This window comes from Pseudomonas sp. NFACC56-3, from assembly GCF_900100025.1.
GTDB classification, from domain to species: Bacteria; Pseudomonadota; Gammaproteobacteria; order Pseudomonadales; family Pseudomonadaceae; genus Aquipseudomonas; species Aquipseudomonas fluorescens_AA.
Genome location: NZ_FMTK01000001.1, coordinates 643,441 through 667,972 on the forward strand (window position 1 = coordinate 643,441; position 24,532 = coordinate 667,972).

24 protein-coding genes are annotated in these 24,532 nt (G+C 58.7%); 11 read left to right on the plus strand and 13 right to left on the minus strand.

From position 1 onward, the window contains the following. Positions 1-96: 96 nt before the first annotated feature. From gabT to BLO80_RS02735, 10 genes are all read left to right on the plus strand, one after another. A complete protein-coding gene (gene gabT / locus BLO80_RS02690; protein ID WP_092326582.1) occupies positions 97-1,389 on the plus strand; it encodes a 4-aminobutyrate--2-oxoglutarate transaminase in 1,293 nt (430 codons plus the stop codon). 92 nt (positions 1,390-1,481) lie between these two features. Then, entirely contained in the window at positions 1,482-2,138 is a 657-nt protein-coding gene (locus BLO80_RS02695) for an HAD family hydrolase (RefSeq protein WP_092326583.1), read from the plus strand. 46 nt (positions 2,139-2,184) lie between these two features. Then, positions 2,185-2,673 carry an Lrp/AsnC family transcriptional regulator gene (locus BLO80_RS02700; RefSeq protein WP_008146530.1) on the plus strand — a complete coding sequence of 163 codons (489 nt, stop codon included), beginning with the start codon at positions 2,185-2,187 and terminating at the stop codon, positions 2,671-2,673. A gap of 296 nt (positions 2,674-2,969) precedes the next feature. Further along, a complete protein-coding gene (gene pstS, locus BLO80_RS02705) occupies positions 2,970-4,001 on the plus strand; it encodes a phosphate ABC transporter substrate-binding protein PstS (protein ID WP_092199665.1) in 1,032 nt (343 codons plus the stop codon). A 72-nt stretch (positions 4,002-4,073) separates the two neighbouring features. Then, positions 4,074-5,039 (plus strand): phosphate ABC transporter permease subunit PstC, encoded by a 966-nt coding sequence (gene pstC, locus BLO80_RS02710; RefSeq protein ID WP_060742350.1) that lies wholly within the window; start codon positions 4,074-4,076, stop codon positions 5,037-5,039. Then, positions 5,039-5,950: a phosphate ABC transporter permease PstA gene (gene pstA, locus BLO80_RS02715; RefSeq protein WP_060742349.1), complete on the plus strand. Its 912-nt coding sequence runs from the start codon at positions 5,039-5,041 to the stop codon at positions 5,948-5,950. The genes pstC and pstA overlap by 1 nt, the downstream gene beginning before the upstream one ends. A 75-nt stretch (positions 5,951-6,025) precedes the next feature. Further along, positions 6,026-6,787, plus strand: coding sequence for a phosphate ABC transporter ATP-binding protein PstB (gene pstB / locus BLO80_RS02720; RefSeq protein ID WP_025214260.1), 762 nt, complete (start codon positions 6,026-6,028; stop codon positions 6,785-6,787). A gap of 93 nt (positions 6,788-6,880) precedes the next feature. Further along, complete coding sequence (locus BLO80_RS02725) at positions 6,881-7,579, plus strand: Fic family protein (protein WP_092326585.1); 699 nt, start codon at positions 6,881-6,883, stop codon at positions 7,577-7,579. Further along, complete coding sequence (locus BLO80_RS02730; RefSeq protein ID WP_371856653.1) at positions 7,579-8,205, plus strand: hypothetical protein; 627 nt, start codon at positions 7,579-7,581, stop codon at positions 8,203-8,205. The genes BLO80_RS02725 and BLO80_RS02730 overlap by 1 nt, the downstream gene beginning before the upstream one ends. Positions 8,206-8,396: 191 nt before the next feature. Beyond that, complete coding sequence (locus BLO80_RS02735) at positions 8,397-9,032, plus strand: hypothetical protein (protein WP_092326586.1); 636 nt, start codon at positions 8,397-8,399, stop codon at positions 9,030-9,032. A gap of 42 nt (positions 9,033-9,074) precedes the next feature. Here BLO80_RS02735 and BLO80_RS02740 read toward each other — a convergent pair whose 3' ends face one another. From BLO80_RS02740 to BLO80_RS02795, 12 genes are all read right to left on the minus strand, one after another. After that, complete coding sequence (locus BLO80_RS02740; protein ID WP_092326588.1) at positions 9,075-9,620, minus strand: hypothetical protein; 546 nt, start codon at positions 9,618-9,620, stop codon at positions 9,075-9,077. 149 nt (positions 9,621-9,769) lie between these two features. Continuing rightward, complete coding sequence (locus BLO80_RS02745) at positions 9,770-10,459, minus strand: lipopolysaccharide kinase InaA family protein (RefSeq protein ID WP_092326590.1); 690 nt, start codon at positions 10,457-10,459, stop codon at positions 9,770-9,772. Then, the gene (locus BLO80_RS02750; protein ID WP_092326591.1) at positions 10,459-11,124 is read right to left on the minus strand and encodes a class I SAM-dependent methyltransferase; all 666 of its coding nucleotides are present in this window, start codon (positions 11,122-11,124) and stop codon (positions 10,459-10,461) included. The genes BLO80_RS02745 and BLO80_RS02750 overlap by 1 nt, the downstream gene beginning before the upstream one ends. A gap of 733 nt (positions 11,125-11,857) precedes the next feature. Continuing rightward, a complete protein-coding gene (locus BLO80_RS02755) occupies positions 11,858-13,234 on the minus strand; it encodes an efflux transporter outer membrane subunit (protein WP_092326593.1) in 1,377 nt (458 codons plus the stop codon). Then, positions 13,231-16,326, minus strand: coding sequence for an efflux RND transporter permease subunit (locus tag BLO80_RS02760; protein WP_092326595.1), 3,096 nt, complete (start codon positions 16,324-16,326; stop codon positions 13,231-13,233). Before BLO80_RS02760 ends, BLO80_RS02755 begins: the two co-directional genes overlap by 4 nt. Continuing rightward, on the minus strand, positions 16,326-17,507 hold the full coding sequence (locus BLO80_RS02765; RefSeq protein WP_092326596.1) for an efflux RND transporter periplasmic adaptor subunit: 1,182 nt from the start codon (positions 17,505-17,507) through the stop codon (positions 16,326-16,328). The genes BLO80_RS02760 and BLO80_RS02765 overlap by 1 nt, the downstream gene beginning before the upstream one ends. Before the next feature lie 22 nt (positions 17,508-17,529). Next, positions 17,530-18,024 carry a DoxX family protein gene (locus tag BLO80_RS02770; RefSeq protein WP_092326598.1) on the minus strand — a complete coding sequence of 165 codons (495 nt, stop codon included), beginning with the start codon at positions 18,022-18,024 and terminating at the stop codon, positions 17,530-17,532. A gap of 363 nt (positions 18,025-18,387) precedes the next feature. Beyond that, on the minus strand, positions 18,388-19,803 hold the full coding sequence (locus BLO80_RS02775; RefSeq protein ID WP_092326599.1) for an ATP-binding protein: 1,416 nt from the start codon (positions 19,801-19,803) through the stop codon (positions 18,388-18,390). Then, positions 19,800-20,519, minus strand: a complete 720-nt coding sequence (locus tag BLO80_RS02780) for a response regulator (RefSeq protein ID WP_092326601.1) — start codon at positions 20,517-20,519, stop codon at positions 19,800-19,802. Before BLO80_RS02780 ends, BLO80_RS02775 begins: the two co-directional genes overlap by 4 nt. Positions 20,520-20,714: 195 nt before the next feature. Continuing rightward, a complete protein-coding gene (locus BLO80_RS02785; RefSeq protein WP_092326603.1) occupies positions 20,715-21,107 on the minus strand; it encodes a DUF3500 domain-containing protein in 393 nt (130 codons plus the stop codon). Continuing rightward, the gene (locus BLO80_RS02790; RefSeq protein ID WP_092326604.1) at positions 21,028-21,918 is read right to left on the minus strand and encodes a DUF3500 domain-containing protein; all 891 of its coding nucleotides are present in this window, start codon (positions 21,916-21,918) and stop codon (positions 21,028-21,030) included. The genes BLO80_RS02785 and BLO80_RS02790 overlap by 80 nt, the downstream gene beginning before the upstream one ends. Next, positions 21,915-22,232 carry a DUF3861 domain-containing protein gene (locus tag BLO80_RS02795; protein WP_092326606.1) on the minus strand — a complete coding sequence of 106 codons (318 nt, stop codon included), beginning with the start codon at positions 22,230-22,232 and terminating at the stop codon, positions 21,915-21,917. The genes BLO80_RS02790 and BLO80_RS02795 overlap by 4 nt, the downstream gene beginning before the upstream one ends. A 167-nt stretch (positions 22,233-22,399) precedes the next feature. On the opposite strand from BLO80_RS02795, the gene BLO80_RS02800 reads away from it, so the two are divergent. Continuing rightward, positions 22,400-23,308 carry a LysR family transcriptional regulator gene (locus BLO80_RS02800; protein WP_092326607.1) on the plus strand — a complete coding sequence of 303 codons (909 nt, stop codon included), beginning with the start codon at positions 22,400-22,402 and terminating at the stop codon, positions 23,306-23,308. 16 nt (positions 23,309-23,324) lie between these two features. On the opposite strand, the gene BLO80_RS02805 is transcribed toward BLO80_RS02800, so the two are convergent. Beyond that, the gene (locus BLO80_RS02805) at positions 23,325-24,515 is read right to left on the minus strand and encodes an XdhC family protein (RefSeq protein ID WP_092326609.1); all 1,191 of its coding nucleotides are present in this window, start codon (positions 24,513-24,515) and stop codon (positions 23,325-23,327) included. Positions 24,516-24,532: the final 17 nt, after the last annotated feature.

Here is a 24,532-nt window from a genome sequence, read left to right on the forward strand (position 1 = left end):
GAGGCCAAGTTCGGCTTAGACAATCGCGTCGAACGCTTAACCTGTGGAACACATCGCAGCCGTTTCCCGGTTGCCCGGTTCACTGTGGGAGATGCCATGAACAGTAAAGTCGAAGAAACCCCTAGTTTGCTCCGTCAACGCGATCAATTCGTGCCTCGAGGTCTGGTCACCGCCCATCCGCTGGTCATCGACCGGGCTCAGGGGGCTGAAGTGTGGGACGTGGACGGGGCGCGCTACCTGGATTTCGTCGGCGGCATTGGCGTCTTGAACATCGGTCACAATCATCCGAAGGTAGTCGCGGCCGTGCAGGCCCAATTGCAAAAGGTCAGCCATGCTTGCTTCCAGGTGGTGGCCTACAAGCCCTATCTCGACCTGGTCAAGCGCCTGTGTGGGTTGGTGGGTGGTCAGCAGGCCTACAAGGCGGCGCTGTTCACCTCTGGCGCGGAGGCGGTGGAGAACGCGGTGAAGATCGCCCGCGCCCATACCAATCGTCCCGCCGTCATTTCCTTTCGTGGCGGTTTTCATGGGCGGACCTTGCTGGGTACGACGCTGACAGGCATGAGCCAGCCCTACAAGCAGAACTTCGGGCCCTTCGCACCGGAGGTCTTCCATACCCCATACCCGAATGCCTACCGCGGGTTCAGCAGCGAGATGGCGCTGCAGGCCCTGAATGAGTTGCTGGCGACCCAAGTCGCTCCGGATCGAGTCGCGGCGATCATCATCGAGCCGGTGCAGGGCGACGGCGGCTTCCTTCCTGCACCGCCCGAATTTCTCCAGGCGCTGCGGACCCTGACCGAGCAACACGGCATCGTGCTCATCCTCGATGAAATCCAGACCGGTTTCGGCCGTACCGGCAAATGGTTCGGTTTTCAGCACGCCGGCATTCAGCCGGACCTGGTCACTGTCGCCAAGAGCCTGGCAGGTGGCTTGCCCATTTCGGGCGTGGTGGGGCGTGCGCACATCATGGACGCGCCATTGCCCGGTGGTCTTGGCGGCACCTATGGCGGCAACGCCTTGTCCTGTGCCGCCGCGCTGGCGGTGATCGACGCTTACGAACAGGAGCAGTTGCTCGAACGTGGCCAGGTCCTGGGCGAGCGGCTGCGTCAGGGGCTGCTGCGCTTGCAGGCACGTCACCCGCGCATCGGTGACGTGCGCGGTACCGGCTTCATGCTGGCCATCGAATTGATCAAGAACGATGAGGCCCGCAGCCCCGATGCCGAACTCACCCAACAACTGATCGACCAGGCCAGGGTAGGCGGGCTATTGGTGATCAAATGCGGGGTGTACCGAAATGTTCTGCGCTTCCTGGCGCCCCTGGTCACCGAAGAAAGTCAGATCGACGAAGCACTGACCATCCTTGAGGCAGCATTGCTCCGCGTGTTGGATTAATCTCAGGCCTCGGTCGGCCCGCTGCAGTGACGGGCCGACCGAAAGCATTTAGAGCATATGGATGGATGAATGCATCACGGGAGGCGACACACATGCACCTGACTGATTATCGTGCGCTGCTGATCGATTGTGACGAAGTCCTGGTCGATCGGGATTCCGGTGTCTGGACGGCCCTGCAACCTTTGCTCGACAACCATCCGGACGTGCCAGGCAGGGAAGTGGTGCTGGCTGAGTTCGACGAGACGGTGCGCGGGCTCTATCCGCGTTTTTCCGAACTGGGCTTCAGTGGTTTGTTGTGCTTTGCCCATCGCCAACTGGCAGAGCGCCTGGGGCTCAAGGTCAGTTGGGAGGAGGGCATGAGCTTTGCCCGTTCGGCCTGCAACTGGTCGCTGTTCGAGGACGCGCCCGGTGCCATGTTGTACCTGCGCAAATTCTACCGGCTGCTGGTGTACTGCGATCGTGATGCCGAAGATCGTGACCCGCTCTGCGAACGCCTGGGAATCCCCCCCGAGGACTTGCATTCCCGCGCCAGCAATCCATTGGAGGACGAGGCATGGTTGCTGGCGAACAAGCTCAAACCTGAAAACATCATGCAGGTGTCCAGGCCGCCCGCACACCCGCCAAAGTCGTCGGGCTTGTGCCTGATCCGTCGTGGCCATGAGCCTGATAATCAAGCATATTCCGCCGATTTCTACATCACCAGCATGGCCGACCTCGTCGCTCAGCATCAGCTATCTTTGCGGCGTTGAATTTGCTAAAACCACTGTCAACCTGAAGACAACCGAGGGGTACCCGATGGAAGGTTTAATAAAACTAGACCGAATTGATATCAGTATCCTTGTTGAACTTCAAAAGGACGGTCGAATGACCAACGTCAGTCTCGCCGATGCCGTGGGCCTGTCATCCAGCCCATGCCTGCAGCGAGTCAAACGGCTCGAGTCGGCTGGTTATATTTCCGGCTACAGGGCTCATCTCAACCTGGCCAAGATCACTGACTCGGTCACGGTCTTCACTGAAATCACCCTCAGCGACCACAAGCGGGAAGACTTCGCCAAGTTCGAATCCAATATTCGCTTGGTCGATGAGGTACTGGAGTGCCATTTGATCAGCGGCGGTTACGATTACCTGGTGCGCTTCATGACGTGCAGCATCCAGCATTACCAGGAAGTGATCGAAGGGTTGCTGGACAAGAACATCGGCATTTCCAAGTACTTCAGTTACATCGTCATCAAATCCCCCGTGCTCAAGGATGGGGTTCCGCTGCGTAGGTTGTTGCGTCACTGATACGTCCCAGCACTCGCCGTCCATGACGGCAACCCCTCGAACGGGTCCTTAGGACCTGCAAGCAGCCCCAGCGCTGCCGGCATCAATGCGCCTCAGCGTTGCGATCCGATCAATCGGCGATATGACTTCCACTTTTTCAGGCTCTGCAAAACGCCGGTGCGCGCGGGTGCGCGAGCTTTTCATGTCGGTGCGGCGGCACAAAAAGGGACATTTGCCCCTTTGCCATTCGATCTTCATAAAAACGTAACACGACTGTTGCAGAGTTCCCCAGCCCGTCATCACAAGGAATTCTTTCAATGAAAAGTTTGATGAAGTCTGTTGCGCTCGCCGTTACGCTTTCTCTTGGTGCCACTTCGGCGACATTCGCTGCAGAAAGCGTCCGTCTGACGGGTTCTGGCGCGAGTTTTCCGGCGCCGATCTACCTGACCTGGTTCAAGGATTTCAGCAAGAAATCCGAAGGTGTCACTGTGGATTACCAATCCAAGGGCAGTGGCGCGGGTGTACAGGACTTTCTGAATAAAACCGTTGATTTCGCCGCCAGTGACTCGGCAATGAAAGACGAAGATATCGCCAAGGTTGCCGAAGGTGTGCAGTTGCTGCCGATGACCGCTGGGGAAATCGTGCTGGCCTATAACCTGCCGGGCAACCCAAAAGGCTTGAAATTGCCACGCGATGTGTACTCCAACATTTTCCTGGGCAAGATCACCCGCTGGAACGATCCGCAGATCGTCGCTGCCAACCCGGACCTGAAACTGTCCGATACGCCGATCACGGTGGTGGTGCGTGCGGATTCCAGCGGTACGACCGCGGTATTCACCAAGCACTTGGCAACCATCAATCCGGAGTTCAAGCAGGCGCTGGGGGAGGGCAACACCGTCAACTGGCCGGCCAGCGACAAGTTCATCAAGTCGCCGAAGAACGATGGCGTGACGGCTACCGTGCGCCAGACCCCGGGCGCGATTGGCTACATCGAATACGGCTTCGCCAAACTTGCCAAGGTTGATTTTGCCCAGTTGCAGAACAAGGCCGGCCACTATGTCGTGCCAAACGCCGAGAGTGGTGCCGAGGCTCTGGCAGCGGTGAAGATGCCGGATAGCCTGGTGTCCTGGTTGCCTGATCCAGACGGCGCCAAGTCGTACCCGATCACCTCCTACACCTGGATGATTTTCCGCAAGAACAACGGCAACCCGGCCAAGGCCAAGGCCATGCGTGAAATGGTCGAATACAGCCTGACCGAAGGGCAGAAAATTGCCGACTCGATGGGTTATATCCCGTTGCCGCAGTCGGTTGTCGAGCAGGTTCGCAAAGCGTCCGCCAACATTCAGTAACGCCTGAGGCCTCTCTCGGTGTGTGCTGTCAGCCATGCCGGGAGAGTTTCCCCCCTGTTCCGGACTTAGCCAATGAACAAACCCTTTGTCGTACCGGTTAATCCAGATTCTGCCTGCCAACCACCGTCCGCGAAGGACTTCCTGGTTGATCGCACCTTTCGTGCGCTTGCGCGTATTGGGGTCATTCTGGTTCTGGCGTTGGTATTTGCCCTCGTGTTCGAAGTGGGACGCAAGGCGCTGCCTGGCATGGAAAAGCACGGGTTCGATGTACTCCTAGGCACTGTCTGGGACGTGAACCAGGGTAAATACGGCATCCTGCCGGCAATCTGGGGCACGCTCTACAGTGCCTTCATCGCATTGCTGATCGCGGGCTTTTTCGGCGTCAGCATGGCGATTTTCCTGACCCAGGACTTCCTGCCTCCCAAGCTCGCCGCCATTTTCCGGACCATTGTCGAATTACTCGCGGCCATCCCCAGCGTCGTCTACGGCCTGTGGGGGATCTACGTGGTGATTCCGGCGATTCGGCCACTGACCACCTGGTTGAACAGCGAACTCGGCTGGGTGCCATTTTTCGGCACATCCTTGAGCGGGCCGGGGCTGCTGCCTGCGGCGTTGGTGCTCGCCATCATGATTCTTCCAACCATTGCCGCTGTTTCGCAGGATGCGCTCACGGGCGTACCGATGAAAACCAAGCAGGCCGCCTACGGCATGGGGACCACCCATTGGGAAGCGATTCTCAAGGTGATGGTGCCGTCGGCCGCCACGGGCATTTTCGGTTCTCTGGTACTTGGCCTGGGACGTGCGCTGGGTGAAACGATGGCGCTGGCCATGCTGGTAGGCAACGCGAATAACATTTCCCTTTCGCTGTTCGCACCGGCCAACACCCTGGCGGCCTTGCTGGCCCTGAACTTCCCCGAAGCCGGGCCGAACGAGATCGAGGTGTTGATGTATGCCGCACTGGTGCTGATGTTGATCACGTTGATCGTGAACGTCTTTGGCTCCTTGATCATGATGTACGCCCAACGGGGTAATAAGTGATGACCGACCTGACTGCTGCAACAGACTTGACGGCTCCGGCAGGCGCAATGCCCAGCCTGCAGCGCAAGTTCGAGGGCCGCGCCCTGCGCAGCCTGATCCTGACCACCCTGGTCTGGGGCGGGGCGCTTCTGGCCAGCGTGCCGTTGATTTCCGTGCTCTACATGCTGATCACCCGCGGCGGCGCTCGCCTGAACCTGGAAGTCTTCACCGAACTGCCGCCGACGGGCTTCGAGATGGGCGGGGGCTTCGGCAACGCAATGGCCGGTACCTTTGTGATGGTAGGTATCGCGGCGGCAATCGCGGTGCCGGTGGGCATCATGGCGGCGATTTTCCTGGCTGAACTGGGGCCGGACAGCAAACTGGCGAACGCGGCGCGCTTTGCCGCCAAGATGCTCACGGGGCTGCCATCGATTCTGGCCGGGGTGTTCGCTTACGCCCTGGTGGTGATGACCACCGGCACTTATTCGGCACCGGCCGGTGGCGTAGCGCTGGCAGTCCTGATGCTGCCTATCGTCGTGCTGACGGCGGAAGAGTCGATGCGAATGGTGCCCAAGATCATGAAGGATGCCGCCTATGGCATGGGCTGCACCCGCTCGCAGGTGATCTGGAAGATCGTCTTGCCCACCGGCATGCCGGCGATCCTGACCGGCGTCATGCTGGCGGTGGCACGTGCCGCGGGCGAAACAGCGCCGTTGTTGTTTACCGCGCTGTTCAGCAACTACTGGATCTACCACCAAGGCAGCCTCGAGGTCATGAACCCGACGGCATCGCTTGCCGTGTTGATCTACAACTTCTCCGGCATGCCGTTCGACAACCAGCTCGAGCTCGCATGGGCGGCCTCACTGGTGCTGGTGATGATCGTGCTGGTCGTGAATATCATCAGCCGTATCTTCGGCAAGCCCAAGTATTAAGAACGGGAGCATCTGATCTTGAACGTATCCACTGCGCAAATAGCCGCTCCGTTTGTCACCCAGGCGCCTGTAGTCATGGACTGCAAACTGGACAAGATTTTCTACGGCAACTTCATGGCGGTGCGTGACAGCCATGTGCCGATCGAGAAAAACAAGATCACCGGTTTCATCGGGCCATCCGGCTGCGGCAAGAGTACCGTGCTGCGCAGCCTCAACCGGATGAACGATCTGGTGAAAGGTTTCCGTTTCGAAGGCCATGTGCATTTCCTCGGGCAAGATGTCTATGGCAAGGGCGTTGATCCGGTGGTCGTGCGCCGTTACATCGGCATGGTGTTCCAACAGCCGAACCCGTTCTCGATGAGCATCTTCGACAACGTCGCGTTTGGCCTGCGCCTCAACCGCTACAAAGGCGATATAGGCGATCGGGTCAAGCATGCGCTGCAAGGCGCCGCCCTGTGGGATGAAGTCAAGGACAAGCTCAAGGTCAGCGGCCTGTCGCTCTCCGGCGGCCAGCAACAACGCCTGTGCATCGCCCGCGCCATCGCCACCGAGCCGGAAGTCCTGCTGCTGGATGAGCCCTGTTCGGCACTCGACCCGATCGCTACCCGGCGGGTCGAGGAATTGATGGTCGAGTTGAAGAAGGATTACACCATCGCGCTGGTCACCCACAACATGCAGCAAGCCATCCGTGTCGCTGACACGACGGCGTTCTTCTCGGTGGATATTTCCCAGGGCACGCGCACCGGCTATCTGGTTGAAATGGGCCCGACGACGCAGATTTTCGACAACCCACGTGAACAGATGACCGGTGACTACATCAGCGGCAAGTTCAGCTAACCATACATCCGGTCAAGGCCGCATACCTGCAGAAGCCAAATGGATTTGGCGGGCATCCGGTAGACATTTACCAAGCGTTTCCAAGGAGCACCAATGCCTGCTACGCATCGCCTTGATTTGCCTGCGATTGAACATGCACTGCGCGAAGTGCAACACCGCTTCGCCGAGCTCAGTCGGCACTTCACGGAGCCACGCGATCCCTTGACTGACGAAGTGCTGCAAAACGTGCTTGAAGGCTACGCGTTGATTGACGACTATGTTGCCCGCGGCGTCGATCTGTTCGACCTTCAGCACCTGAACCTGATGCTCGAGATCAACGCCACGGTGCTTTGTGGCCGAGACCCGACGCGCCGCGTGGAATACGCCCAGCACCTGGCCGCGACCGAGGCGCATTTCTTCAACAACGTTGAGGGAGGCATCAAGGACTTGTTCAATTGGTATTGCACGTATCGCAGCGAGTCCGTCTGGAAGCGTGCGGCTGGCGTCTATGTGCGCATTCTCAGCAAGCCGCAGTTGTTCATTGAAGGGAACAACCGCAGTGGGTCGCTCATCGTCAGCTACCTGCTCATGCGCGCGGGTTTGCCACCTTTCGTGTTGACGCTGGAAAACGCCAAAGGCTATTTCAACCCGTCATCGGTTATACGCAACTCTGCCAAACATGGAGTCAAGGCGTTGTACGAACTGCCCAAGATCAAGAAAAAATACGCAGCCTTCCTGGAAGAACAAGCGCCTGACCCGATGAAGTTTTTTCTCAAGGGCAAGTCTTTGCCCCTCTCTCAGGGTGGCCATTGATGAGCGGGAATTCAGCGCTCGCCAAATGCAAAATCTTCGGCAGCCGGGCAGGGCAGGCCGTCCGCTGGGCTATCCCGATGCAGATGTCCAGGCGGCAGCGCATACGCATTTCGTTTGATATCGATGACACGCTCGCCTGCCAACTTCACCACTGCGAAGTCGAACAAAGCCGATTGCCGGCCTGTGTTCATCGCTGGCTGGGTGAGCCATTGCGCAGGGGGACACGCTCCCTGATCCGAGAGCTGCGCCGCCAGGATTGCAGCATCTGGGTCTATACATCGTCCGGCCGCACGCCGTCCTACATCCGGCGTTGGCTGTTGCTCTACGGCATCCGCGTCGATGGTGTGGTCAACAGCGTGCTGCACAATCAGGCGCTAACGGACCATGGGCTGTCGAACGCACCCTCGAAGTATCCGCCGGCGTTCGATATCGACTTGCATGTCGATGATTCCGAAGGCGTACAGATTGAAGGTGATGACCATGGCTTTCGTGTTGTCGTGGTGCATCCGGAAGATGACGGCTGGGCCCATAAAGTGCTGGAGGCGGTCGCCATTGTTCAGGCACAGCTGGCTTGGCAGCAGATGCCTGTCCAACGACCTTCGTTACACCGGGTGCCGACTGTTTAGCGGGTGATTGCGAGCCGCGTCCCTTTAGTAGGCCGAACCCGCTCGGTCGCTCCAGCTCATCCCTCAGCCTCGTCAATGGAAAAACGCGGGCGAGGGCAGAGAGTGATGGCCTTTTGATTTCAAGCAAATATCGCTAGAATCCGTCCCCCCTCTCTGTGAGCGGCATCAATACATTAAGCAAGGAAGTCGATATGCAATTTGGAAAAGCCATAGGCCTTGCCTTGGCCTTGAGCCTCAGTGGATGCGCCAGTTTCACCAAAGATGAAGTCGCCCCCGTGAATCTGCCTTCGATGGCCAGCTATTCGAACAAACCGAACGTCTATGTCGACTTCGATTTCTATCAGGGCGAACCCGACAATGCCAAAGCCACCGAGGTGCCTCAGGCCCGTGACATGCTCAAGCCCGATCTGAAGCGAGCCTTCGATGAATCAGGGCTTTTCGGGCGTGTAGTGTTCGACGAATTCCAGAAGCAACCCGGCGACTACAGCCTTCGCCTGAAGGTCTACAACCATGCGCCAGGCGGTGGGCAAATGGTCTGGGCGTTCATCAGCGGCCTCACGTTCACGGTCGTTCCTGCGCTGGCAACCGACCAGTACACCGTGAGCCTGGAAACCTTGGACAATCAGGGCCAGCCGTTGGGCAAGACCAGCAATCATGACGCGGTCAACACTTGGATGGGTATCTGGTTCCTGCCGCTGGCGGGTAACACCCCCAAGGCTGCCATCACTGACACCTTCAATCGTCAGGTCAATGCGCTGCTGAAAAACTGGGTCGACAACAACCGCATGAAATATTCCGCTGTCGATACCCACATCCCACGGGGTTGAGACCGATAGAAAAAGAGCCGCAGTCGCGGCTCTTTTTTTTGATCACTTCAACGCTTGAGTGAACTGTGGGTCGTTGTACAAGCTCTTGAGCAGATCTTGCAGCATAGGGTTGTAGTTGTTAGCCGCCGCCGGAATGGCGATCGGACCGAAGAAGCTACTGTCCCACTCACGCTGCACGTCTTTAGTGGTTTCGTACAGGACCTGATCACCTTTACGAAGGGTGAAGCGTGCAGCCAGTTCGCCGTGCCCAGTGCCCACGCCGGCGGTGAGCTGGCTCTTGATCAACTGAACCTGCAACTGCCGATCAGCACGAGGATCCAACAGACCCGCCTGACGCAGCTCATCGTTGATCGCGGCCTGGATGTGCAGTGGAACGCTACCCACAGGCGAAGAAATCGGGTTCAGGCGCACGATCAGCGACCCTTGGCCCGTATCCGCATTCACCTGCGTCTCGCGCAAGGACTGCATGGGCTCGTTTTTCTTGAGCTGCTGAACGTTCTGGAAATTGGGTTCATAGCGGGTCATGGTCACGCCGCAGCCCTGGAGCAGCAATGCGCAGAACGGTAGGGCCAGGTAGAGCTTCTTCACAGCAAATCCTTATGTGCTTTTTAGAAGGCGTGATTATCGACTGATAGCCTTGAGCCATCAAGGGTGGGGAAAGGTTAATGACGTACTTGAACATCGTGTGGGCGGACCAGTCATTCACGTCCCCCGATACCTGCTGTTCACGAGCCGGTCTACTCGGGAACCGCAGTCGGGAAAACGCTTCGATAGCCCTGGAGAAAGGCCTGCCATTGCGACTCTGTCCATGATGAGCGGCGTTTTACCTGGCGCAAGTCATGTCTGGCCGCCCGTTTTGCGCTGATGCGCTGGCGGGCCTTTTCCATATCGATCAAGGCAATATCGATCCCACGGCGATCGACTCGAATGAACACATGTTTCAGGTACAGGCAGCCATGTTGCCAACGGCCTGCATTCAATCTGGCCAGGCTGCTGCCATATCTGCGTAAGATCTCGCAGTGAAGGGGTTCTCCCCAGCGCTCATGTTCACCTTGAGCGTAACAATCCTCCAGGCTGGTATAACCATGCAGCGCTTCAGTGACCAGTAATGCCAGCCAACGCTTATTCTGTTTTCGACATCCTGCATAAACTACGCGAGGTACCCGAACCCCCAGTTTTCGAGCCTGTAAGAGTGCGTTGTATTCACGCATTGCAGTTGGATAGCCAAACGGATGGCGCCAATCGTAGTAGAGGTGCTCAACTTGCTGCTTTCGATAATAAAGTTGATGCTCACTTGTCGATACGCGCTGCACGCCACTTTCCCCGCCACGGCGAAGATTAGGCGCTTCAACCCAAGTACCAGGCATCTGCAGCCATAGGTCCATATCAGCTTTATCGAACGAACCGACTGCCGAGCTGGTCGCCATTATTTGACCGCCCTTAGTACATATACCCGCCACATATGGAGCAGGGGAATGAAGTCAATATGGTTTTCCACGGTAAATCCAGCTTGGCGAAACTCATCTTCAATGACTTCAGCCGGAATGACGAAGCGATTTTGATAGGCGTGCTGGATTCGGTTGGCTTCGGCTCTTTTGCGTTTCCAGGCTTTGAAGTTTCCATCCACCCAGAGTGAAATGATGACGCTGTCACGCGTCACCCTACAGAACTCCTTGAGCATGGCAAGACGATCAGCGGGCAGTCCGAGATGATGGATCAGGCGCATTGAAAAGATACTGTCGACGGACTTGTCCGGAAGCATTATTTCGAAGGCAGAGGTATGCAGAGGGCTGACGCGCTTGACCACCTCGGCGGGTTGCGCGTTGCAGGCTACCGCCAGCATGTCCAACGAGTTGTCGGCGCCGATGACGGAGCGATTGCTTTTTTCCGCAAGCATTGGCCAGAACCGTCCGGCACCGCATGGCAGGTCAAGAATCAGGTTTGGTTGGTTGGCAAGCTGCAGTGCTTTGCGGGCTATTTGCACTTCACGCCAATGCGATAATTTGCGAGAAAATCCGGTCCGATGCTTTCTGAGATAACGCTCGGCATGTTCGCGATTGTATTTCTCGGAAAATTCATGTCGTTCAGTCATGCGTTGTTCTCATATGAGTGTGTCAGAAGAAAATCGGATGATGGGGGGCTTGTATCAAGTCCGCTGCATGGATTCTGAAAGAGCCGAGGAACAGAATAAATTCTGCTCCCTGCAAAGTCTTTTCAGCTTTAAATAACAATCCGTTACACCAAAGAATAATGCAATGAAAAACAGCCATATCTTGTCAAAGTGTATGGGTTTTGCCGATTTATTACATCTTGCGACAATCTTGACGATTATTGACATAGCTGTGAGTCAAGGCCGGACAGATCATTACTGCATACAGGGTTTGGCATAAACACTCATTTACTGTTCAGGGCTGAACCGTCGGAAGTTTTTGCGGCGGCAAGACTGACCTTGCCGGTAATTTTGCAATACACGAGCCTGAATGGAGCCACTCATGAGATTAAGAAACCTGATTGTCTTAATTGCCTGCGAGATTGCCCTCGACCCAATGTGTACGGTGCATGCCGCGAATGAATGGCGGTCATGGGGTTGGCTTGCGCATCGGTATGAGCTGCTGCATTGGTGACAACGCCGGTAGAAAACGCCATGGCCAGCAGCGGCCGACTGGAGCGAAGATGATTCGACAGGCTAATGAAAACCGACTTTTCCCTTCATGGATTACGAACAGGTGCCGGCGGCTTCCGGAAGCCCTATGCATTCGATAGGGCTGCTAACGGTATTCGGCGCGCGTGGAAACAAATATGCCGTGCCGTTGCTGCTGAAATTTCTATAGCGTTGCAACAGACGCCCCAGGTGGGGCGATACCCAAGGTGCGGTTGATCTCGACCCAGCGCAGCGCCACGTCCGCTCTGGCCTGTACCTGGCTGCGCTGCACCTCGAACAGGCTGCGTTCGGCATCCAGTACTTCCAGCATGGAAACCGTGCCGGCGGCATATTGCTGCTTGGCAAGGTCGACAGCGCGTACGGCAGCAGCCGTCGCCTGGTCGAGATTGCCCTGTCGCTCGATACCCTGGTTGTAAGCCTGGAACGCGGTGTGTACCTCTCGTAACGCCTGCAGCAGGCTCGACTTGTAGGCGAGTCTGGCCTGTTCGTGTCGGGCATCGCCGGCTTCGATGCGTGAGCTGATGCGGCCGAAGTCGAACAACGGCTGAAACAGTTGACTGCTCAGCGCCCAGGTCGAAGCGCCAGCGCCTTGCTCGAAACCGGACAGCAGCCCCAATGTCAGTTGCGGGTAACGCGCTGCCTTTTCCGCTGCCAGAAATTCACCGGCTGCCTGCAAGCGTTGCTCGGCTGCACGCACGTCCGGCCGTTCGCGCAGTACCTCCACAGGCACCGAGGACAACGAAAGGGCGGAGGGGGATGGTGGTACTGCCGCAGGATCCTCACCCGCCAGCAGCCGATCGACCACGGGCTGCTCACTGGCCAGCAGGTAAGCGAGATTGTAACGAGCGGTCTGCGCCTGTTGCCGAGCGACCGGTACCTCGGCCAGGGTGACAGCCACTTGGGACTCGATGCGCTCCAGATCCAGACGGTTGCTGGTGCCCTGTTCCAGGCGAGCCCGGGTGACATCCGCGGTTTGTTTCTGTGCGGCACTGGCCTCGCTGGCAATCTGTTCCACTCGCCGCGCCAGACGGTATTGCAAGTAATTGTTGGCCACCTCGGCCATCAGGCTGATCCGCAGGCTCAGGTAGTCCTGTTGCGTGGCCTTCAACTGCGCATCGGCTTCATTACGCAGGGCCTTGAGACGACCAAACAGATCCACCTCCCAACTCAGGTCCAGGCCGTAGAAGTAGTCCTCATTGGTGCCGTTCAGTGCTGTGCGCGAGCGATCGTAATTCGCCGCCAGGCCAATGTCAGGATACCGTTGGGCCGCAGCCAGGCGCCGCTGAGCCCGGACCTCCCGTACTCGTTCCACGGCGCTGGCCAGATCCAGGTTGTTGCGTAACGCCGACTCCATGAGGCCATTGAGTGCAGGATCGTTGAAACCTTCCCACCAGCGCGGCGCCTGAGTGGCAAGAGAGGGCGCGAGGTCTTGGCCATGCGCCTGGTTACCTGTCGTCGGGGAACCCTCCTGCGCGAGGCTGCTGCACCCTGCCAGCGCGGACAACAGGGTCAAGGTCATGAGCGAGGTTCGGTTCATCATGCGCGGTGCTCCAGGCCGGCAACCGGCTGACCTTTGCGTCGGTGGAACAGATTGTCGAGTACCAGGAACACCACCGGTGTAGTGAGCAGCGTCAACACCTGGCTGAGCATCAGGCCACCGACGATTGCAACCCCGAGCGGCTCGCGCAGCTCGGCGCCGGTACCGAAGGCCATCATCAGGGGCACGGCACCCAGCAGGGCTGCCAGGGTTGTCATGAGAATCGGCCGCAAGCGTGCCAGGCATGCTTGATGGATGGCGTCTCGGGCGGACAGGTTGCGCTCACGCTGGGCGTGGATGGCGAAATCAATCAGCAGGATGCCGTTTTTCTTGACGATGCCGATCAACAGGATCAGGCCGATCAGGGCCATGATCGAAAAGTCCAACTGCCATGCCCACAGCAATAGGATGGCGCCGATACCTGCCGACGGCAGGGTCGAAAGAATAGTCAGCGGGTGCACCAGGCTTTCATAGAGAACGCCAAGGATGATGTAGACCGCCACCAGCGCGGCCAGAATCAGAAACGGTTGGCTGGCCAGGGACGACTGGAACGCCTGGGCCGCCCCCTGAAAGGTACCGCTCACCGAGGTTGGCGTGCCGATGTCCCGTTCTATGGCCTGCACTGCGCTCACCGCCTGGCCCAGGGCAACGCCGGGAGCGAGATTGAAAGACAGGTTGGCCGCCGGCAGCATGCCGTTGTGGTTGATGACCACCGGACCACTTGCCGGCGGCTCGATCCGGGCAAATGTCAGGAGCGGTACCATCTGGCCGGTCTGCGGCGAACGCAGGTGGAAGTAGCTAAGGCTTTCGGCATTGCCACGCTGTGCCGTACTCAGTTCGAGCACCACCTGGTACTGGTTGACCTCGGTCTGGTACTCGCTGATCTGCCGTTGACCGAAGGCATCGTAAAGCGCGTTGTCCAGGTCCTGGGCGGTGAAACCATAACGTGCAGCCTCATCACGATCCAGGGTGATGCGGGTGATGTTGGCATCCAGTTGCAGGTCATGCGAGACATCGCGAAACAGCGGGTTGGCCCGCAGGCGATCGGCCAGGGCGGTGGCCCAGGTCGCCAGTTCGGCACTGCTCTGCGCGCGCAATACATATTGATACTGGGCCCGGGGCTGGCCAGCACTGAGGTTGATGTCCTGCACGGCGCGCAGGAACACTTGGATCCCGGGAACCTGTGCCAGTTGTGGACGTAACCGATCAATGACCTGGCTGACCGTCGCGTCACGCTCCCCGGGATCGTTCAATACCAGCCAGACCCGGCCATTGCCGATCGAGTCCGTAGTGCTGCCGCCGATGGCGTGGTTATAGCTGATGACCGCCGGATCCTTGCTGAAGATCGCTTCCAGTTGTTTGTGCTTTTCGACCATCTCATCGTAGGAGATATCGGCAGATGCCTGGGTGAAGCCCTGGATGAAGGCAGTGTCCTGCAGAGGGAAGAAGCCTTTTGGGATCATGATAAAACTGGCCACGCTGAGCGCCACACTGGTGAAAAACACGCCGAGCATGATGCGCTGGTGCCCAAGTGCCCAACTCAAGGCGCGATCGTAGAACTTGAGCAAGTTGCCGAAGAAACCTTTGTCGGGCTCGTCGTGATGATTGGGGGCTTTCATGAACAGAGAGGCCAGGGTAGGGGCCAGAGTCAGGCAGACCAGGACTGAAATCACGATGGCAGCAGTGGCGGTCAAGGCGAATTCGCGGAACAACCGTCCAATCACGCCGCCCATGAAGAGCAGGGGAGTAAAGGCGGCGATCAGCGACACGCTGATGGACACCACGGTGAAGCCGATTTCACTGATGCCCTTGAGCGCCGCAGTACGCTTGTTCTCGCCCAGTTCCAAGTGACGGTGGATGTTTTCGATCACCACGATGGCATCGTCGACGATGAAACCGACTGCAATCACGATGGCTACCAGCGTCAAGTTGTTCAGACTGAACCCGGCCAGGTACATCACCGCGCACGTCGACACCAGAGAGACACCAAGCACGGTGGTGACGATTAATGTGGCCGACCACTGCCGCAGGAACAGCGCCATCACCCCTATGACCAAGACGATCGCAATGCCCAGCGTCAATTCCACTTCATGCAAGGAGGAGCGAATGGTACGGGTGCGGTCGTTCAGCACTTCGACCGTCATGTCCGCCGGCAAGGATGCCTTGAGGCGGGGAAGGGCTTGCAGGATGCGATCCGCGGTGGCAACGATATTGGCTCCCGGCTGACGCCGGATCACCAGGGCCACGCCGGATTCGCCATTGGGCCAGCTTTGCGTGTAGTCGTCCTCCGACCCGAGAGTAACCCGAGCCAGGTCGCGCACCCGCACGGCCGATCCATTGCGATAAGTGACAATGACATCGTCATATTCCCGGGGCTCGAACAGTTGATCATTGACCTCCAGGTTGGAAACCCGGTGTCCACCGAACAGGGCGCCCTTGGGCAGGTTGACGCTGGCCCTCTGCACCGCCGAGCGGATGTCCGCCAGTGTGACCCCCGCCGCGGCGAGGACTTCCGGGCGGGCCTGGATACGGATCGCCGGACGACGTTCGCCCACGACGTTGATCAGGCCCACCCCTTCGAGTTGACTGAGCTGACGCGAGAGCACGGTATCGGCCAGGTCGCTGACCTCGATCAGCGACAGGTTGGCCGAATAGGCGCTGAGGATCAGGATCGGACTGTCAGCTGGATTGACCTTGCGCCACACCGGCAAGCTCGGCATGTCGCTGGGCAAACGCGCCGACGCCGTATTGATCGCCGCCTGGACTTCCTGGGCGGCGGCGTCGATGCTTTTATCCAGCGTGAACTGCAGCGTCAGGGTCAACATGCTCAACGAGCTAGCCGAGGTCATCTCGGTAATACCGGGGATCGAGCTCAGTTCAACTTCCAACGGCGTCGCCACTGAGGAGGCCATGGTCTCGGCACTGGCACCCGGCAGCGTTGCAGTGATCTGGATCGTCGGAAAATCAACTTCCGGCAGTGGTGCAATGGACAGACGCGGATAGGCAATCACGCCGAGCAACACCAAGGCGAAGCTCAACAGGATGGTGCCGATGGGATGATCCATGCACCAGGTGTAGACATTGCGGCTGGCCATTACAAGACACCTCCACTGGCGACAGTGGAATGAACCGCATCGTCAGGCTCGAGGATGTGCACCTCGGTTCCGGGGCGCAGCCGCGAGTAGCCGTCGTCGACGATCCGGTCACCCGCTGCGATGCCCTCGACCACTGCGATCTCCGCGTTTGCATAGGTGACCCGCACCGGTTGTGGGGATGCCTTGCCGTCCCGGACGCGCCAGACAAAGGTGGATTGCGCACCTTGGCGCAAGGCACGCTGTGGCACCGCCAGTGCTTTGTGCAAGGTCGCTGCCTGAAGGTTGACCACCACCGATTGGTCCGGCCACAGACGCCCTTGTGTGTTGGCGAAATCACCTTTGATCCGTACCGTCCCTGTGGCGTCGGAAACCCGGTTGTCGATCAGGCCCAGGTGACCCTCGCCCAGGAGCGCACCACCGTCGCCCGAATAAGCGCGCAGGATCACCGGTGCTTGTCCCGAGCCAGCAACCAGTGCCTGCAACTGGGGCAGGAGCGTCTGGGGAAGGGCAGCCTCGATACTGATCGGGTCCAGTTGCACCACGGAGAACAATGCCTGCGCGTCACTCGCCCGGACGTAGCTGCCTTGATGGAAGTTACGGATACCGACCCGACCATCGGTAGGGGACAGAATCCGCGTGTAAGACAGTTGCACCTGGTTGGCGGAGACAGTCGCCTGTTGACTCTGCACCGTTGCTTGCAGTTGGGCGACAAGTGCCTGCTGCTGGTCGAGGGTCTGTGCGGAAACCGCTTGGGTCGTGGCTAGGGCCCGATAGCGCTTGAGGTCAACGGATGCCGAAGCCAGCTGGGCCTGGGCCACGGCCAGTTGGGCCTTGGCTTGCTCCAGGGCGGCGACGATGGCGCGATCATCAATCCGAGCCAGAAGATCGCCACGCTTGACCCGTTGCCCCTCTTTGACAGGCAACTCTAGCAATATACCGTCGACCTGCGAGCGGATTTCCACGCTGTGCAGGGAACGTACGTTGCCGATCGCGTGAATCAACACCGGGACGTCTTGATGTTGTACCTCGATCGCACTGACCGGTACGGACGGCGGGGTCGTGGTCACGGCTGCCGCGGACTGACCCGGCCACAACCAGTAAGTCCAGCCACCCAGGGTCAACAGGCTGCCGAGTGTCAGAGACACACTGAAAAAGGTCCTGGATATCTTGGATTGCGACATGACGGCAACTTCCCTAAAGGATTTAAAGTTCCCGCCCGAGCAGGCGGTCCAGTGAGTGGCGGCCGGCGCCCCTGAAGGCGATGTAGATGAAGAGAAACGCCATCAGGACCGGGTACTCGATGCCGCGATCGATCCAGGGCCAGGTCGGACCAAGGATGTAGGCGATTGCCGCCATCTGCAGGGCCATGGCCACCGCAAGCACCCGGGTTGCCAGCCCCAGCGCCAGTAACAATCCGCCGAGCCCTTCAAGCCAGGCGACGAACAGGCCGAAGAGTTCGGGCGCAGGGAGATGCAAGATGTTTTCGATCAAGCGGATCGAACCCGCCATGGGGTCGGCCATGGAGCCGTGTGAGGTTCCCAACAGCTTGGGCAGGCCATGGGTCAGCATGACGATGCCCAGGCATAACCTCAGCAACGCGTAGGCGAGGGGTTCGCCCCATCGATAAAAAGGGCCCAGGGCCGGGATCAGCAGCTTCGGTTGCAGTTCTGCATCTGAGGAGTGAGGAGTCGATTTCATCTGAGGTGTCCTGGCATTGTTCAATGGGGGGCGGTGCAAGTGCGTCGAATCGCTGTTACAACGAAGCGCGCACCGTCCCGGTATTGTGGGTCGCTGTTTGCCAGTGGATAAATCCGCATAAGCTGCCATTACTATTCATCTCGGATAAACAATCGCTGATGGGCAGACACACCTGTTCCAGACGGCCTGCCGACAAGGTCGACAGCCAGGTGGCGAGTCCTGATTCAGAGCTTGCCCAGCGCTTGTATGCAGACTTTGTCGAGAGAAGGGCGCTTTGTCGCAAAATGTCGGGAAGGGGGCTCAGGTGACATTTTGCGCAAGCGCTGAGGCATTGCTCCGTGCTTCGAGCAAAGAAAAAGGGGGTTAACGGGTCAGTGGAAGATTGATCAGGGCACGCATGCCCGCATCCAGATTGTTCAAGCTGATATCACCTCCATGGTGACGCACTATGGCCCGGGCGATGGACAGGCCCAGGCCAATACCTCCCGTGTCGCGACTGCGGGAATCCTCCAGCCGGAAGAACGGGGCGAACACCTGTTCCTGGGCATGGTTTGGGATACCGGGCCCGTCGTCCTCGATGATGATGTCGATACCTTCCATGGCGTGGTGGATACTGACCCGAGCCTGTTCACCATACCTGACGGCATTTTCGATGAGGTTACGCATCGCTCTGCGCAGTGCGTCGGGTCGGCAGCGGTAGATGATCTTCGGACCGCCCATATAGCTGACCCGCATACCCAGCTCCGCAAGGTCATCACACAGGCTTTCAACCAGCGCCGAAACATCTACCGCACGGGTCGCCTCAACCGTCGCTTCTTCACGTGCATAGGCGATGGCAGCCTCGGTCATGCTGCGGATCTCCTCGATGGTCGCGAGCATTTTCTCCTGGACCTCGGGGTCGGTGACGAACTCCGCGCGCAAGCGCAGTGATGTGATCGGTGTGCGCAAATCGTGACCGATGGCCGCCAACATCCGGGTCCGGTCGTCAACGAAGCGTTGGATACGTGCCTGCATGCGGTTAAAGGCTTCTACCGTCTGCCGGATATCATCGGGGCCCGACTCCGGCAGATACGGAACTGTTTCGCCGCGTCCCAACAGCTCGGCCGCCGCCGCCAGGTGTCGCATCGGACGGGTAATGCCCCGCGCGACCACAATCGCGATCAGGGAAAGTGCAAGTGCGGTGATCGCCAATGACAATAACGATTGCAGGGTCAGCGGTGAATTGCGTATCGATTTGGCATACACCGCATTCAGCCAGACGTCGTCGGCGAGCCGTACGGCCAGCCCCGATCCGTTCGCGGTCTCCAGAGGCAGGTACAGGGCAGGACGGGAAAGCGGCCAGGAGGTGGAGGGCAGTTGGCTCCAGACCGAGCCGGACTCGATCCCCTCGGAAGGCACTGCGGTCAGTTTTGTTAATGCCTCCTGTTCATCGGCATCCCCCGGCGGCGCCGTGCGGTTGGGTAATGGCTTGAGCAATTGCGCACGTGCGTCCTGCCACCAAGACGAGGCGTCTCTGGGGGCTTCGGTCGAGACCCAGAACCGGCTGTAGTTGGTCCCGCTGACATTCAGGATATCGCTGTGCAACGTCGACGGAGTGCTCTCCAGCAGGAGTGTCAGTGAGGCGGTGCGGCTGAAAAATTCGCTTTTGATAGCGCTACGCAGTGCCTGCCCACGCTCATCCCAGGAGATCAGGAAACCCGCGCCTTGGGACAGCGCCAGGGCCAGCAATAACAACAGGATGAAACGCGCAGCGAGGCTGCGTTGCCAGATACCCATCATGCCCGCTCGATCTGGGCCGTGAAGCTGTAGCCTCCGCCCCAGTGTGTTTTGATCAAGGCCGGGTTGCGCGGATCGACTTCGATTTTCTTGCGCAAACGGCTGACCTGGTTATCGATGCTTCGGTCAAAGTAGTCCGAGGTACGGCCAACAGTCAGATCCAGCAACTGGTCGCGACTGAGCACAATGCCCGAGTGATCGAGGAACACATTCAGCAGCCGAAATTCTGCGGTGCTTAAAGGAATGGCGACACCGTCGGCGCCGAGCAACTCCCGGCGGCCAACATTGAGCACCCAATGATCGAAGCGCAGCACCTTCGACTTGGAGATACCGCGCTGCGGAGGCAGGCTGTTGACCCTGCGCAGCACGGCTTTGATTCGTGCCAGCAACTCTCTAGGGTTGAAGGGCTTGGAGAGGTAATCGTCCGCGCCCAGTTCCAAACCGATGATTCGGTCCAGCTCTTCGGTCATCGCGGTGAGGAAGATGATCGGGATGTCGGTGCTGCTACGCAGTTGGCGGCAGACGGTCAACCCGTCTTCTCCAGGCATCATGACGTCGAGAATAATCAGGTCCGGTGAACTGCGTTCCATCAACCTTCGCAACGCCGCCGAACTTTCAGCCATGCTGATCCGGTAACCATGTTGCCCGAGGTACTTGCCGACCAGATCGCGGATATCGCGATGGTCGTCGACAACAATGATGTGGGGGGACGACTCCATCGGAAACTCCATGTGCCATAAACCGTTCAGACCGGATATGCGCAGATTTTTGAGTATTTCGCGCCCCTGGGAAAGTCCCCGGACCGGCAGGTTTCCAACTATTTCTTATCAATCTGTGCCCGTTGAGCTGTATGTGATATTTCGCGACAAACGGCTAGGCAACGGGCATCGACTGCCCTTGGAAAGTAACCTCTTTCAGTGCGGATGCTGCTCCAGGTGCTGGCGCAACAGACTCTGGCCGTAGTCGTTGCCATTGGGTGTGCGCACCACCGCATGTACATGCTGATGATCGGTGAATGTGCCGTGGATCTCGTCGAACTCGATGAGAATCACAGGGCTGAAAATCCGATAGTAGATTCGACCATCATCGCGCTCCCGGGCGACGAACCATGTGTCGTCGAGATGCGCCCGGACCTCATCCATGGCAATGTCCGCGTGGCCCTCACGCAAATTGCCGACAAAGTTTTCGATCAAGGTGGCCAGCGCCTGGCGCTGGCTGCCCTGCAACTCATTGCCGCGTATGCCTTCTTGTGGAACCTTGGCATTGTCGTTGCCGGCTCCCGAGATGAACGACTGCCAACCGCGCAGGCGGGCCTTCTTGGCCTGCTCCGGGTTCGGCTCCCGAGATGAACGACTGCCAACCGCGCAGGCGGGCCTTCTTGGCCTGCTCCGGGTTCAGCGAGGCGAGAAAGTCCATGGCCCCGCTACGTTCCACCTGTAGCACGGACAACCCTTGGTAACGTGGCGGTAGTGCCGCGTCAGGCGGACTGTACATGGGCTCTGAGCCCCAGAAAGTCGGACTCATCACCACTTGATCGCCGAGAATGAAGTAGTTGATGACCAGATGGTGTCCTTCGAACTGAAACCCCCAGGGTTCGTTATCCGAAGGGCGGCCGAACAGCGCCAAGTAATACTCGTCCTCGTTGAAACTGCGGGTGTCGCCAGTGATGACGCCCAGCACATGGTTCAACTTGATGATGTCCTCGCTGAGTTTCAGTCCCTTGGCGCTGAGCGACTGGCGCAGCAACTCAAAGACATCGGCGCGGCTGGTCGCAGACAGATCCCCCAGGCGTAGGCCAAGGCGCTCATTGGAGCGGTGGAAGTTGCTCCATACCCGCCATTGTTCACTGTCCACCGCAAAGCTCGCCTGCTGTCTCTGTGTCGCGCTCAAGCCATCCAGCAGATGGGTGGTGGCCTCGGCGATCGCTTGTGTACTGACGCCTGTGGATTTGCGCTTGTGCAGCGACGGATCCACGCGTTCGTCGTAAGCGATACCCCTGTAGGGTTCGATCGCCGAAGAGACCGGGCTGGCCAGGAACAAAAAGGCTGTGACGGGGGAAAGTAGCGTTCCGCCCAACCGACGTAGATGCCTGCCCTGTTCCGCTAGAAAACGCTTCATGGCTGCGTCGCTCCAGACGTCGGAGCAACCGCTGACACTCGCTGCTTGAGCTTGCGAATGAACGTGCGCATGGCCGGGTCGATATCCGCGAACAACGGATCGTAACGGTTCGCCACCATCACCGCGCTGAACAGTTTCACCCCGATCGCCAGCGCGGCGGTCGAGGCAGGTGCATAGCTCAGACCAGCCTGGACCAGCTCAACGATATGCAACAGGTCGTCATGGTTGACGAATTCGAACTGCAGGGCAGGGGGAGCACCCTCGCTCTGCTCATCCAATGACTGGATACTGATTTGATAATGGTTGGCCTTCATCACTGCCTCTCACAAGACGGATTCGAAATGACATATGCGCCGCCATGGCACGCCTCGGACGAAACCACCGAAGCCACGAAAGTAATTCTGATTGCTTCCAGGGGATGGATAAATGCGGAATAACTGGTAAGACTATTTACCCCTTGCCAACAATAGGGCGCTCCACGGTGGACAAATTCGACGCCTTGCAACTCTTCATCCGTATCATCGAGCAGGGCAGCTTCACCCGTGCCGCCAATGCCCTGAACATCCCACGAGCCACTGCTACCCTGGCTATCAAGGAGCTGGAACGACAGCTCGGTGCACGCCTGCTCGAGCGCACGACGCGACAGGTTCGGCCAACGCTGGACGGCCAGGCATTCTATGAGCGTTGCAAGCGTATTCTTGGGGATCTGGAAGATGCCGAGTCTTCGCTCAGCACGGTACTGGCAAATCCACGTGGCACGTTGCGCCTGGATCTGCACGGCTCGCATGCGACCCAGATCATCTTGCCGAACATCCAAGACTTCCATCGGCGCTATCCCGAAATCAACCTGGCGATCAGCAGTGGTGATCGGCTGGTGGACTTGGTGAGCGAAGGCGTCGATTGCGTGGTACGTGCGGGTAACCCTCGCGACTCTTCACTGGTCGCCAAGCGCTTGGCGTTGATGCCAGAAGTCGTTTGTGCCAGTCCCGGCTATCTGGCGGAGCACGGCACACCGACATCCCCCGAGCAGCTAGGCGAACATCAGGCGGTGGGGTTTTTTGCCAGCAATCACGACATTCGTTATCCCTTCAGTTTTCTCATCGACGGCCAGGTGGTCGATCAGGAGCTGGGCAGCTGGATATCGGTGAATGATGCTGAGTGCTACAGGAGCTGCGCGCTCAGCGGTTGTGGCCTGATCCAGGTTCCGCGGTTTCGCGTGGAGCAGTACCTGGCAACAGGGCAATTGGTGGAGGTCCTGGGCAACTGGCCCAGCGCCGGATTGCCGGTCTCGGTACTGTATCCCTATCATCGCCAGCTTTCCCCCAGGCTGAAGGTTTTTGTCGAGTGGGTGAGCGGGTTATATGCCCAGCGCTTCGGGCCCTTGACCTGAGAAGAGCAGGGCCTGTTTATCGCTGGTCCGTCAGGTGCTCCGAGGCAGGTGTCAGCGCCTGATAGATAGCGGCTTCGGTTGGATGGATCGGGGTGCCGCGATGCTTCAACTGACCGCCTTGTCGATGGTTCAGCACCGCGGTGATCTCCGCGAGGATCGCCATGGCCACGGTTTCGGGGGAATCCCCGCCAGTGTCCAGCCCCATCGGATAGTGAAGGCGGTCAAGTGCCGGAAGTGCTGCTGGCCGTCGGTTGAGGTCATCCAACAGACGTTCGGTCCGCTCCCGCGGCCCGAGCTGGCCGATATAGGCCGCGGCCGATGTCAGGGCCATGTCCAGCCATTGTCGATCCTGCACATAGCTGTGAGTCATCACCACCACCGCCGCGCCTTGCAGTGACCCGATCTGCCTGGTGACTGTGGCCTGATCTGCGACTATCACCTGGTCGGCCAAGGGAAAACGCTCCGTGCGGGCGAAATGGGCTCGGCCGTCGACCACTGTCACATGCCAGTCCAGTAGCTTGGCCATTTGTACCAGGGGTTGGGCGTCATGACCGGCACCAAATATTACCAGCCGGGTGGGGGGCGGCAGGTATTCGAGGAAAACCTCGGTCGCTCCGTGTTGATCGGCATAGAACCTCCACCCGGATTTACGCAGTGACAGGACGTCGGCCAAGTCGCTGCACACATTCGCCTGCAGTTGCGGATTCCTGAACCCACCAATGTACTGCCCGGAGGGATTCAGAATGATCCGCTCTCCGACTCGCACCAAGGCATTGCGATAACTCGAAATGACGGTCGCCATGGCTGCCGGTGAATGACTCTGTCTGACGCAGTGCAGCAAGTCGACCACCGCCGATGGTTTGCCAGCGACAAGGCGTTCGAGCATCACATGAACAGTCCCGTTGCAACCCAGCCCGAAGGTCAGCGAGCGGTCCGGGTCATCGTCAGTGTCGTCGGCATTGGTACTGTAGCGACGTACCACGGGTGCTCCTGCTTCAGTGAACCACCAGGCCTTCTTGGCCAATTCAGCTTCCAGGCAACCACCACTGACGGTGCCGACCGTCCCACCGAACACAGGAATCAGCATCCGCGCACCGGGACGTCGATACGCAGAACCTTCGACCTTGACCACACTGGCCAGTACCGAGTCATCACCATTGCGTTCGGCAGTGATGATCGCTGCCAGCAAGTCGCTCATACCTGACATATGCACCTCCCGGATGC